We start from the raw sequence: 13,122 nt of genomic DNA on the forward strand, positions 1-13,122 counted from the left end.
ACAACACGGGTTAACAAATTAAGCGAATTGAAAAGGGCGGTGATTTCACCGCCCTTTTTTTGTACAATAAGGGCCTTAAGTAAAGGGGGTTGTATGTTAGTTCTACCCGTTATTAGTGTGTTATCCGCAGTTTACTTTTACATTCAGGCACTTAAAAACGCCATGGGTGCAAAACGCTGGTGTCTGTTAGGGCTCTTGCTGGGTCCTTTGCTACTGCCTATGTTCAATACGCATAAACGTCTACTGGGTTTGCGCGCATCCAACTGTGCCACCCCAAGCCCGGATAGCTTCCACGCCTGATTAACGTATCGGAGAAGCTAGCAGTTTATCGGTCCCGGCCTTCAGCCTGACTCTCTTCGCTTTCGCAAGTAAGCCACAGCGCAGCGGCCTGGGTAAGTAGCCGACTACTGGCAGACTCGACCAGCGTTGATAATTGCGTACTGCTCACTTTATCGGCCATAGCCTGAGCCAGGCTAAAGTCGGTATCATCAATATTAATGCTGGTCCACATCCGCTGCGCACGAACCCGTAAATTCGGGTCACGGTCTGTTAGCTGAGCAATGACGCTTTGCTTGGCGGATTGCCATACAGCATCCGGCACCTCGCTCAACTGCTCACAGAAACTGCGAATAAAATCCCGGATAGCAGTTTCCATGTCATCCAGACTGGCATGCGGGGACTGCACATAAAACAACAAGCCAGGGCGTCCATTCATAGGTACATAGCTGGTTCCTACCATGTAGCCCAGTTGCTGTTCAGTGCGCAGTTCAGAAAAGAAGCCCGGCGAGATCAGTTGATTTAACAGTAGGAAATGGGCTTTCTCATCGAGGTTGAGCGACTGCCCCTGACAGAAATAGGCAATGGCGTTGTCCGGGTGAGGCAGACGGCAATGAAACCGCTGATCACGGCCTGGCTCGAGTAGCCGCACTTCGCGCAATGGACCTTGCTGGGGACGGTTCTGTAAGCCCAGCCCCTGGGTAACCATGGTGGTTAGCTGCTGGGCGGTATCGATGGGCCAATCGCCGTGGATCAGCATAATCGCGTTCATTTGCCTGAAGATTTCCGGCATATGATGCTGAAACTTACTCGCGGTCATCGTTTTCAGCTCAGCGGCGAGGTCGGGACCAATATAGCAACCGCGCTGTAAGGTTTGGTTAAGAACCGTGAACAGATGGTTAATCGGCTTATGCCGATTGAGAGCGATCCAGTTGTGGTAGAGGTGCTGCTGAATGGCGCTGAAACGCTGTTCATCAAACTCGAAATCAGTCAGCGCTTTGATAATTTGCTGCAGCAACTCTGGTTGGCGCTGAGAAAAACCACTGACATGAATGCTGATCCCGGATTGCTGTGGATAGACATTAAACTGGATGCCAGCCACTTCTGCGTCGTAGCAGCGCTCATTTAGTTTATCCAGAACCAGTTCACACCATACCCGCGCGTGAGCGAATGCCAGGGTGTTATTTGTCGCTTCAGGCAGGACCAGTGACAGGTATATGTGTCCTTTGGGAACCCGGAAGTCAGCGTCCTGCAAGTGCCATGACTGCAATGCCGGGGCACTGGCTAAAAGTCGAGGTAATCGTGCACTTGGCTCACGCAGCGGCTGTGGTTCAACCTGTTGGGGGATAAACGGATTAGGCGAAGGGAACTGGCACAGCGGTTGGTCTGGCTCGTGATTGAGCGCGCGCAGCTGCTCGCTGCTGAACTTCTCAGCACGGTACGCTGTATCGTAGAGCGAGGTCGTCTGATTGACCGGCAGTGAATGATGAATAAGCATTAACCGGCATTGCTCAGGGCGCATGTAGTCGAGCAGGCTGGACAGCTTACTGTGGTTCATACCCTGCATCAGATAGTCGCCGGAAATAATATGCTCAGGGGCGTAATGCATCATGTTAATGGATAACTGCGACGCTAAATCAATGCTGCGGATAGCGTCTTGATAGCGATAAGACAGCGCCACCATTTGTTGCCGCTCGTGATAGTGAAAGTCTTCAATGCCTTGCTGGCGCAACGCATCGATCGCATTGAAGATAAAGTGCGCTACCTGCAAATAATTGTCTAAGCCACGCTGGGTAAGCTGAATATTAAAATTGAAGTCTTTGAAGTTACTGCCGCTGATGCCGCCTCCGGCAGACAGATCGGTAATCCAGCCCTTCGTTTTTAGCTCAGAACAGAGACTTCCAGGTCCCTCGTAGCCGAGCATATGAGCCAGTAAGCTTGTGCTTTTGAACGGGTAGTCGTCGTTGATGCCGGGCAGGGGCAAGGTGAGGATCATGCGACAGGCATTTTTTAATGGCCGCACATGTATAACGACCCCTTTTTGCGCCTCGGTGTAGAGCGGCTCACTGATGGATTCCGGCACTTGCGCGGTGTTATCCGGGGTAATCTCAGCAACGTCGCTAAAATAGGTGGAAGCCAGTTCATGAAGTTCATCTAACGATTGCGGCCCGACCAGAACCAGAGTCATGTTCGCGGCATGGTACCAGCGCTTAAAAAATGCCTGTAAATGCTGTTGCAGACTTCCATCCTGGTTTCCGACAAGAGTTTGCGCGTTGCCGACCGAGAACTTAGTAAATGGATGGTTTGGATTGGCGGTCTCTTTATGAACCTGATACAGACGGCGAAGCTCGTCATTCAGCTTCATCCGATACTCAGACTCAACCGCTTGCAGTTCTTTATCTATCCATTGTGGCGAAAAGCCGGGGGCAATGAATAAACGGGAAAAACGCTCAAGTGCCGGAGCAAAATGCTGCGGCCGAATATCAAAATGAAAGTTGCTATGTTCGGTTCCCGTCCAGGCGTTGTGCTGACCGCCATGCTGGTCAACAAAATCAGGATATTCATCAGGGTCGGGAAAAGCGTCTGTACCCATAAAGAGCATATGTTCAAGGAAGTGAGCCAGCCCCTGTACGTCTGGCGGGTCCTGAAAATGCCCCGCATTAATGGCAACAGAGGCGGCGCTGTGCAGGGCGTCAGCGTCGTGCACCAGTAATACGGACAGGCCATTGTCCAGTTCAGTAAGCTGATACTGGCGATGGTCGTTTGGACTCTTTTCTAACCTTGTGCTCGGAGAGCTATTTTCAGGCACCATAGTTTCCTTAACTAACTATCCTTGGTTAAGCCGCATTGCTCAGAAGTTGGGATCAGGCCTTTGGAAACGCTTGTGAAACCACTCTCGTACTATACGACAACAAGGTGCCTGCTGGATTTACTTTTTACATTAATCAATCAGGGGGACGTCAAACTGTTCCGGCTTGTCGAAATCACCACTGATATCAGCAAGCAGGTCATCGTCGAAGTGAACTCGGAATTCGCGCACAGTCACGTCGCCACGGCCGGGTTTCATCCGGTACATATAAACCCAGTCCTCGTTACGAAAACTATTGTCGACAACCGGAGTTCCGAGAACAAATTTAACCTGTTCACGGCTCATTCCTACACGCAGTTCATCGACGTCGCGTTGTTCAATAAAGTTTCCCTGAGGGATATTGATCTTATAGACCAAAGGGTCAATAAGCGAACATGCTGACAGACTAACAACAGCAATGGCTAGAATAAGTGCTTTCATGACGTACCACATTTTATAATGAATGGCTGGATGATAACGAAAGCGCCCGAGGTTTACTAGCCTAGCAATAGTGGCTGGCGAGATTCATCAGGCGCAATTAGATGGACTCTGCGGAAGGTAAAAAGTTCGCGCCAGTTTATGCTTAACTGGCTAAAAGTTCCTGGGCATTGGCGAGCGCTTTCTCACTCACTTCATCGCCCCCTAACAAGCGAGCAACTTCGATAATACGCTCATCCCCTTGTACCGGTACCATAATGGTTTCAGTTGAGTTTTTGCGATGGGTCTTCTCGACCCGCATTTGTTGGTGGGCCTTGGCCGCAACCTGAGGTAAGTGGGTTACACAGATAACCTGGTTTGTTTCGCCGAGACGACGTAGCAGTGAACCTACGGTGGCAGCGGTGGGGCCACTCACACCAACATCGACCTCGTCGAACATCAGCGTAGGCGTGTTGGCGCGGTGGGCGGTAATCACCTGAATAGCAAGGCTGATGCGTGACAATTCGCCGCCGGAGGCGACCTTCTGCAGTGGCTGCAATGGTTGCCCTGGGTTAGTACTGACATTAAACAGAACATGGTCAATACCTAATGTAGAGGCATGCTCAATACTGCTATCAACGCTGACCTTAAATTGGGCAGCCTTCATATTCAGCTGCTGCATGCTGTCTGTGATATTTTTAGCCAGTTTGGTGGCTGATTTTATACGTGACTGGGAAAGGCTGTTGGCCGCAGTTATGAAGGCTTGTTTGGCCTCGATCAGAGCTTCGTCAAGATGCTCGGCTTTATCGCTGCACTGTTCTATTTCAGCCAACTCCGCTTCGAGTTGCTGGCGCAGTTCAGGCAGTTGTTCAGCACTGATCTGATGTTTTTTCGCCAGTTGAATAGCGGATGTCATACGCTTCTCCAGCTGCACCAGTTCCTCTGAATCAACATCAATGTCGTCATGGTAATGACGCAACTCACGGACCGCTTCTTCAATTTGTACGCCAGCCTCAGCGAGTAAATCCACCACTGGCTGTAACGATGCGTCGACACTGGTTTGTTCGCTGAGCCGTTCGATCACCGTTTGCACCAGCGAAAAGGCATTATTGTGCTCACCGTCGAACATACAATTAATGGCAAATGCTGATTCGTCGCGCAGGGTGCTGGCGTGAGCCAGGCGCTGGTGGTCGGTTTCAATTTGCGTAAATTCGCCTTCCTGCAGGTTGAACTCCTGCAACTCTTTAACCTGGTAGCGAATCAATTGCTGACGTGCGCTCAGATGCTCAGAGCGCTCCATAATCTGTTTCTTTTCTTTGCGCAGTTGCTGCCATTCACGCCAATGTTTGCGCACTGTCTGCAGTAATGAGGAATGGTCAGCGTAGTGATCTAATAAGCGCAGCTGGTGGTCTGGCTGACTGAGCAACTGGTGCTCGTGCTGGCCGTGAATATTAACCAGTAACGGGGCCAGCCCTTTCAGCAGGCTAATAGGCGCGGGGGCTCCATTGATATAGCCTTTAGAGCGGCCTTCTTTACTCAAGGTGCGGCGTAAGATGCAGTCATGATTGTCGTCGACTTCAAGTTCATGCTCCTGCAGCCATTGTTGGGCAAGGAGATTGTTTCTGATATCAAAAACGGCACTGATTTCTGCTTTTTCGGCACCGGGTCGAACCATACTGGCTTCAGCTCTGTCACCCAGACACAAGCCAAGTGCATCAAGGGCAATGGATTTACCAGCGCCGGTTTCGCCGGTGATAGCAGTCATCCCAGCTTTTAATTCGATATTCAGGTCTTTAACTATCGCAAACTGACGAACCTGTAATTGCACTAACATAGATACGCCTCATATACGCAAAAATGAACTGTGTATTTATACAGTAACTATATACAGTGTTTATCCAGTAGTGCAAACTTTTTTCGCTGATTTCTTCAGCACTTTGCCGGCGAATCAGCGAAAGCGCACATCGAGCAGCACCTGTGGCGTCAGAAAAGACGGCTGCCCCATTTTAATTTGTTGCGCAGTACGTGGTAGTAGTTGTAACTTCGCGGATGGATCAGGCGCAGCTGACGGGGATGCTTTTCGATGACGACATCGTCGCCGGGGCGCACCGCCATGGTCACGTGGCCATCGCAGCTGACGTGCAAAGGGTCGTTGTCGTGGGCGATACGAATACGCACCTGACTGTTACCGTCGACCACAATCGGCCGACTGCTGAGAGTGTGTGGAAACATGGGGACCAGTGTCATAGCGTCCATATGAGGGGTCAGAATGGGACCGCCTGCCGACAGAGAATACGCAGTTGAACCGGTTGGCGTGGCGACGATTAGACCGTCTGAACGTTGTGAAAACATGAACTCGTCGTCAACGTACACTTCAAACTCGATCATGTGCGCAACTTTGTCGGAGTGCAATACCATTTCATTAATGGCGTTGTTGCGAGCTGCAGGCTGGCCGTCGTGACAGACACTGGCTGACAACAAATAACGAAACTCTGTTTTGTAGTCGCCTTTCAATACCTCGAGCAGTGGTTGCAGTGCATCGTCCGGATTGAGATCAGTCAGAAAGCCAAGGTTGCCGCGGTTGACGCCAATCACCCCAATTTCATACTGGCTAAGCACGCGTGCGGCCCCGAGCATATTGCCATCACCACCCACAACGACCGCCAGGTCAGCGCGTTGACCTATTTCATCAATGCTACAAAGTTCTGCGCCGGCCGGGTGGTCCAGCATTTCCCAGCTACTGTGTTCAAGCAGAATTTGGCAGCCATGTTCCAGTAGGCCATGGTAGAGCGCGATCAAGCTGTGCTGAGCCTCCGGCATGCTTGCTTTACCCATTAGACCGATACAGGTAAATGGTGGGGTAGTGACTGGCATTGGCGTCTCGCTCCTGAAGTTTGTTTCAAAGTACGTATTTTAACGGTTTAAATCAAGCATCTGCTGGTTGCGAGTGGAAAAGATGACAGTGAATATAAAAAATGGCTTGAATCGCTGCTAACTGCCCCCATTGTGTAGTTCATCCAACAACGAATAGCGTTTTAAAAATAGAGCGCCTTGTTAATCTGACGTTTAGGGAGTCATTCATGACCAAGCCAGATAATTCACAGTCAGCTGAATCGCATGATCAGCAGCAACCTCAGGATGCAGCGCCGTCATCGGAGCAGCAGGCCGATAACCAGCAGCCCAATGGTCAGGCTGATGAACAAAGCCAGCTGCAGCGCATTGGCGAACTGGAAGCGGCACTTGCTGCTGCCGAAGGCGAGGCGAGCGCACGTAAAGATGCAGCTTTGCGCGCGGCTGCCGAGGCGGAAAATGTTCGCCGTCGTGCAGCGCAGGACGTGCAAAAAGCACGTGACTTTGCGTTGGAGAAGTTTGCCGGCGAGTTACTGCCAGTGGTAGACAACCTTGAACGGGCGATGCAGTCAATGGATGCGGAAGAGGACGCGATTAAGAGTGTCCTCGAAGGCATCGATATGACTTACAAAAGTTTTCTTTCAACGCTGGAAAAGTTTGGCGTTGAAGTAGTTGACCCCGAGGGGCAACCGTTTAACCCGGAGCATCATGAGGCGATGGGCATGCAGGAAAGCGAAGAGCACGCACCGAATACAGTGATGGCGGTGATGCAAAAAGGCTACACCCTCAACGGGCGTTTATTACGTCCGGCAATGGTGATGGTGTCCCGGGCGCCAACGTCTGGTGTGAACACGACCGCCTGATCGCTGAATAAGGTCGAGAAATTTTTGTCACGGCCTTTAAAAATAAATAACCGCCCCCATTTTAAGGGTATTGAAATTTAGAGCCGTCACCCACAGTTAGGTGACAACTCAGTAGCAAATTGCAAATGAATTGGAGAACATCATGGGCAGAATTATCGGAATCGACTTAGGTACAACCAACTCGTGTGTGGCCGTACTTGATGGTGAAAAAGCGCGCGTGATTGAAAACGCGGAAGGTGATCGTACAACCCCGTCTATCGTGGCGTTTACCGAAGATGGCGAAACCCTGGTTGGCGCACCAGCGAAGCGTCAGGCTGTAACCAACCCGCAGAATACGTTGTTCGCGATTAAGCGACTGATTGGTCGTCGTTTCGAAGACGAAGAAGTCCAGCGCGATATCGGCATTATGCCGTTTGGTATTGTTAAAGCGGACAATGGCGATGCCTGGGTTGAGGTTAAGGGTGAAAAGAAAGCACCACCACAAATCTCAGCTGAAGTGCTGAAAAAAATGAAGAAGACCGCTGAGGACTACCTTGGCGAGAGCGTGACCGAAGCGGTTATTACAGTACCAGCCTACTTTAGTGACGCTCAGCGTCAGGCAACCAAAGATGCCGGCCGTATCGCAGGTCTTGATGTTAAGCGTATTATCAACGAGCCAACAGCGGCAGCGCTGGCATACGGCATGGACCGCAAGAAAGGCGACAACGTGATTGCGGTGTACGACTTAGGTGGTGGTACATTCGATATCTCAATCATCGAGATTGATGAAGTTGAAGGTGAACACACCTTTGAAGTACTGGCGACCAATGGTGATACTCACTTAGGTGGTGAAGACTTTGATAACCGCGTTATCAACTACCTGGTTGAGCAGTTCCAGAAAGATCAGGGCATTGACCTGCGTAAAGATCCACTGGCCATGCAGCGTTTGAAAGAAGCTGGTGAGAAAGCCAAAATTGAACTGTCCTCAGCCCAGCAGACTGAAGTAAATCTGCCTTATATTACGGCTGATGGAAGTGGTCCTAAGCATTTGGCTATCAAGCTGACTCGTTCGAAGCTGGAGTCACTGGTTGAAGATTTGATTAGCAAATCACTTGAGCCACTGAAGCAGGCCTTAGCGGATGCTGATCTTAAAGTAGGCGAAGTGGATGACATCATTCTGGTCGGTGGCCAGACACGGATGCCGAAAGTGCAGGAAGTGGTTACTGACTTCTTTGGTAAGTCGCCGCGTAAAGACGTTAACCCTGACGAAGCGGTAGCAGTTGGTGCTGCGATTCAGGCTGGCGTGCTGTCTGGTGAAGTGAAAGACGTACTGTTGCTGGACGTATGTCCGCTGTCGCTGGGTATCGAAACCATGGGCGGCGTGATGACCAAGCTGATTGAGAAGAACACAACGATTCCGACGAAGCAGTCGCAAACGTTCTCAACCGCGGAAGACAATCAGTCGGCAGTTACCATTCATGTGCTGCAGGGTGAACGTAAGCGCTCTGGCGATAACAAATCGTTAGGCCAGTTTAACCTGGAAGGTATTCGCTCAGCGATGCGTGGCCAACCTCAAATCGAAGTTACCTTCGATATCGACGCCGATGGTATTCTGAATGTGTCAGCGAAAGATAAAGACACTGGGAAAGAGCAGAAAATTACCATTAAGGCTTCGTCTGGTCTGAACGAAGACGAAGTTGAAAAAATGGTGCGTGACGCTGAAGCCCATGCGGAAGAAGATAAGAAATTCGAAGAAATGGTGCAGGTTCGTAACCAGGCTGACGGTCTTGTTCATGCAACCCGTAAGCAGATGGAAGAAGCTGGTGATGAGTTGTCGGAAGATGATAAAGCACCGATTGAAACTGCAATTAGTGAACTAGAAGACGCTATCAAGGAAGGCGATAAAGAGGCAATCGAAAGCAAGCAGCAAGCGCTGATTGAAGCCTCGGCCAAATTGATGGAAATCGCCCAGCAGAAAGCGCAGCAACAAGGCGCGGATGCGGGTGCCGATGCTGACGCTGCAAACAACGCTGCAGATGACGTAGTTGATGCAGAGTTCGAAGAAGTGAAAGACGACGACAAGAAATAAGCTTGTTGGCGAGGTAACTTCTGATGGCACGGGCGTTGGCGAAAGCGGCGCCCGTGTGTTTGTAAACAGCAAGGTGACAGAGAAGACGTAGTTATGGCAAAAGCGGATTATTATGAAATCCTTGGCGTAGGCAAAGACGCGAACGAACGTGATATTAAAAAAGCCTACAAGCGTATGGCAATGAAATATCATCCCGACCGCACCAAGGGTGACAAAGAGTTAGAGGCTAAATTCAAAGATGTGAAAGAAGCCTACGAAATACTGAGTGACTCTGCTAAGCGCCAGGCATATGACCAGTATGGCCATGCCGCGTTTGATCAGTCACGAGGTGGCGGCGCTGGCGCAGGTGCTGGTGGTGCTGACTTCTCAGATATCTTTGGCGATGTATTTGGCGACATTTTTGGTGGCGGACGGCGTGGCGGCGGTGGCCCCCGGGCTAGTCGTGGCGCAGACTTGCGCTACAACCTGGAAATGTCACTGGAAGAAGCGGTTCGCGGTAAAACCGTCGAACTGGAAATTCCAGCATTGACCGAATGTGGCGACTGCCACGGCAGTGGCGCGGCAAAAGGTTCTAAGGCTGAAACCTGTGATTACTGTCATGGTGCTGGCCAGATTCAGATGCGTCAGGGCTTTTTCGCAGTGCAACAAGCTTGCCCACAGTGTGGTGGCCGCGGAAAAGTCATTAAAAACCCGTGCCGCACATGCCATGGTGAAGGACGCGTTGAAAAAAGCAAAACGCTGAATGTGAAAATACCTGCCGGTGTTGATACCGGTGACCGGATTCGCTTGAGCGGTGAAGGGGAAGCGGGCGAGCATGGAGCGCCTGCGGGTGACCTGTACGTTCAGGTACACGTTCGCGAGCACAGTATTTTCAAGCGTGACGGTAGCAATTTATATTGCGAAGTTCCGATTAGCTTTACCCATGCGGCGATCGGTGGGGAAGTTGAAGTGCCGACTTTAGATGGCAAAGTTAAACTTAAAATCCCGACCGAAACCCAGACTGGACGTATGTTCCGTTTGCGTGGCAAAGGCGTTAAGTCAGTCCGCAATGGGGTCACTGGTGACTTGATCTGTAAAGCGGTAGTTGAAACGCCGGTCAATCTGTCAGAGAAACAAAAAGAGCTGTTGCGTAGCCTCGATGAGTCAATGGGTAAAGGCGATGAAGCCGCCCGTTACCGGCCAAAAGAGCGCGGTTTTTTTGATGGTGTAAAAAAGTTCTTTGATGACTTAACCAGTTAATCTAAGTGGTGAATGCCACGGTGATTATAAACCGGCAGTTTATAAAAGGAGCAGTTTACTGCTCCTTTTTACTTTTTAAGGGTTTATCATATACTTCAGACACGGCTTAAACGTGAAGGATTAGCATGAAATCTATTGTCTCTAAACTTACTGTTTCGGTGCTCGCGCTCGGTATTGTGGCAGCTTGCAGTACCTCACCGACCGGACGGTCACAGCTGAACCTGTTGTCGTCATCACAACTGAATCAAATGGGTGCTGACTCCTGGAATGAAATTCGCCAGCAGGAAGCGCTTTTGCAGGACGCCGAGGCCGACCGCTATATTCAGTGTATTACCGATGCCTTGGTCGAAGTCCTGCCAGAGGAGTACCAGATTGACAGCTGGGAAGTCGAGATCTTTGATTCGGAGATGGTCAATGCGTTTGCCTTGCCTGGTGGCTACATTGGAATGTATGTCGGCATGATGCGGCTGGCTGATAACCAGCATCAACTGGCTGCAGTCATGGGCCATGAAATCGGCCATGTGATGGCGGAGCACAGTAATGAGCGGGTGTCACAAAACCTGCTGGTTACCGCAGGCTTGCTGGGCGCTGATTTTGCCTTTGCTGACCGCTCTCCGCAGCAGCGCAGCCTCATTATGGCGGGGCTTGGTATTGGCGCCCAGGTCGGCTATATGCTGCCGTACAGCCGCCGGCACGAGTCTGAGGCCGACGAAATAGGTATGGAGCTAATGGCGGATGCAGGTTTTGACCCGAAGGAAGCGCCAAAACTGTGGCAAAACATGCAGGCGCTTGGTAGCGGAGGGACACCGGAAATGCTATCGACTCACCCATCGCCGGGCTCACGTATTGATGCCCTCAACGAACAGCTGCCCTCAGTGATGCCAGCTTATGAAGCTCGTCTGGCGGAGCGTGCGGCGCCGACCTGTAAGGCACCGGAGTGGGCCCACAAAGAAAAGCCTGAAGCCTGAACTTTTAGTTATATCAAAGAACAACACGTGCTTGTTGCAAAGCCGCCGCCTGACTTAAGGTGGCGGCTTTGTTGTGTTTGATAACTAAGGAAAAGGCTCATGTTAAAAGCCTGGTTGGCAATTCCATTCTGGCAGCGTGTGCTGGGCGGTTTTTTACTGGGTGCTGCACTGGGTGTTTTTAGTCCCGCCAGTGGCATCGCGATGCAGCCTTTTGGGCAGCTGTTTATACAGGCCATTCAGATGCTGGTGGTGCCGCTGATTTTTTGCGCCATTGTCAGCGCTATTACTAGCTTGCAGCAGCATCACAACATGGCACGGCTGGCCAGCAAAACGGTCTTTCTTTTTGTGCTGACCGCATTGATAGCCAGCATTATCGGTCTGGCGGTGGGAACCTGGGTCGATCTGGCACCGGCTATGGAACTGACTGCTAGTGAGGTGGTTGAGCGTGATATTCCTCCGTTTAGCCAGATCCTGCTGAATCTGGTACCGAGCAATCCGTTTGCGGCTATGGTGGAAGGAAAGGTACTGCAGATTATTGTGTTTGCAGTGCTGGTCGGCATCGCCATCAACCAGCTTGCAGAAAAGGCGGAGCCTGCGCGGGCCTTTTTCCAGTCGGGTGCAGAGATTATGTTTCAGATCACCCGTCTGGTACTGGAGTTAACCCCGCTGGGTGTCTTCGGGTTAATGGCCTGGGTGGTCGGCTCCTTTGGTTTGGAAACCCTGTTACCTTTGGGTAAGTTTATTTTTGCAATGTATCTGGCCTGCATCATTCATATCGTGCTGACGTATGGCTTGCTGGTGCGCTACGGGGCGAAACTCAAGCCGTGGCAGTTTCTGAAGGCGATTTTTCCGACTCAGGTGGTCGCCTATTCGACATCCAGTAGTTACGGGACGCTGCCTTCGACCCATAGCACCGTCACTGAACGCTTGGGTGTGGATAAACATTATGCGAGTTTTTCATTGCCGTTAGGGGCCACCATTAACATGGACGGGTGTGGCGGTATTTACCCGGCAATCGCCGCTATTTTCATTGCCCAGTTGTATGGGATCCCGCTGGGTGTGGTCGAATACGGAATTATTATGGTCACCGCTACGATTGCGGCCATCGGTACTGCGGGAGTACCTGGTTCGGCGATGGTTATGCTGACGGTTACCCTGACCGCGGTTGGCCTGCCACTGGAAGGAATTGCCTTTATAGCAGCGGTAGATCGTTTGATTGATATGATGCGAACCGCCACCAATGTGACTGGTGATATGGTGGTCACCAGCGTCGTTGCACGATCTGAAGGGTTGATTGATGACTCGGTTGAGCCCAATGCAAAGGCGTTGCAGTTAACAGCTGTCAAAGAAAGCAGCTAATTTATAAATCGTATATGGAAACCGAGCAACAAGGAGTCATGGAGCTCTGATAATCTTGTTGCAAATTGAAACCCGCGGTTTGAAGTGACCCCCAATAGTTGGACATTCCAATTACTGGGGGTTTTTTTATGTGAATTTTATCTACTGCAGGGTGACGTCTGTCACCGGTTACACGAGCCTTTTTACTTTGCTGATATTGATAATCATTATCATCTTGTGTATTGTATTTTTATT

The 13,122-nt window shown here is 50.8% G+C and carries 10 protein-coding genes; 6 read left to right on the forward strand and 4 right to left on the reverse strand.

The window, feature by feature from the left end; genetic code table 11:
• The first annotated feature begins 93 nt into the window (after window positions 1-93).
• Window positions 94-300: a hypothetical protein gene (locus CWE14_RS00410; RefSeq protein ID WP_126788393.1), complete on the forward strand. Its 207-nt coding sequence runs from the start codon at window positions 94-96 to the stop codon at window positions 298-300.
• A gap of 25 nt (window positions 301-325) precedes the next feature.
• On the opposite strand, the gene CWE14_RS00415 is transcribed toward CWE14_RS00410, so the two are convergent.
• The 4 genes from CWE14_RS00415 to nadK form a co-directional block, all read right to left on the reverse strand.
• A complete protein-coding gene (locus tag CWE14_RS00415; protein WP_126797589.1) occupies window positions 326-3,088 on the reverse strand; it encodes an insulinase family protein in 2,763 nt (920 codons plus the stop codon).
• A gap of 129 nt (window positions 3,089-3,217) precedes the next feature.
• On the reverse strand, window positions 3,218-3,565 hold the full coding sequence (locus CWE14_RS00420) for an outer membrane protein assembly factor BamE (protein WP_198675679.1): 348 nt from the start codon (window positions 3,563-3,565) through the stop codon (window positions 3,218-3,220).
• 142 nt (window positions 3,566-3,707) lie between these two features.
• A complete protein-coding gene (recN, locus tag CWE14_RS00425) occupies window positions 3,708-5,375 on the reverse strand; it encodes a DNA repair protein RecN (RefSeq protein ID WP_126797590.1) in 1,668 nt (555 codons plus the stop codon).
• A 149-nt stretch (window positions 5,376-5,524) separates the two neighbouring features.
• Window positions 5,525-6,415: an NAD(+) kinase gene (gene nadK, locus CWE14_RS00430; protein WP_126788389.1), complete on the reverse strand. Its 891-nt coding sequence runs from the start codon at window positions 6,413-6,415 to the stop codon at window positions 5,525-5,527.
• A 206-nt stretch (window positions 6,416-6,621) separates the two neighbouring features.
• Here nadK and grpE point away from each other — a divergent pair, with 206 nt between their 5' ends.
• From grpE to CWE14_RS00455, 5 genes are all read left to right on the forward strand, one after another.
• The gene (grpE, locus tag CWE14_RS00435; RefSeq protein ID WP_126797591.1) at window positions 6,622-7,254 is read left to right on the forward strand and encodes a nucleotide exchange factor GrpE; all 633 of its coding nucleotides are present in this window, start codon (window positions 6,622-6,624) and stop codon (window positions 7,252-7,254) included.
• Between the two features lie 142 nt (window positions 7,255-7,396).
• A complete protein-coding gene (dnaK, locus tag CWE14_RS00440) occupies window positions 7,397-9,322 on the forward strand; it encodes a molecular chaperone DnaK (RefSeq protein ID WP_126797592.1) in 1,926 nt (641 codons plus the stop codon).
• Between the two features lie 93 nt (window positions 9,323-9,415).
• Window positions 9,416-10,561: a molecular chaperone DnaJ gene (gene dnaJ / locus CWE14_RS00445; RefSeq protein WP_126788386.1), complete on the forward strand. Its 1,146-nt coding sequence runs from the start codon at window positions 9,416-9,418 to the stop codon at window positions 10,559-10,561.
• Window positions 10,562-10,686: 125 nt separating this feature from the next.
• Window positions 10,687-11,529, forward strand: a complete 843-nt coding sequence (locus tag CWE14_RS00450) for a M48 family metallopeptidase (protein ID WP_126788385.1) — start codon at window positions 10,687-10,689, stop codon at window positions 11,527-11,529.
• A 99-nt stretch (window positions 11,530-11,628) separates the two neighbouring features.
• Complete coding sequence (locus CWE14_RS00455) at window positions 11,629-12,888, forward strand: dicarboxylate/amino acid:cation symporter (protein ID WP_126797593.1); 1,260 nt, start codon at window positions 11,629-11,631, stop codon at window positions 12,886-12,888.
• Window positions 12,889-13,122 lie beyond the last annotated feature (234 nt).

This window comes from Aliidiomarina soli (assembly GCF_003986975.1).
Taxonomy (GTDB): Bacteria; Pseudomonadota; Gammaproteobacteria; order Enterobacterales; family Alteromonadaceae; genus Aliidiomarina; species Aliidiomarina soli.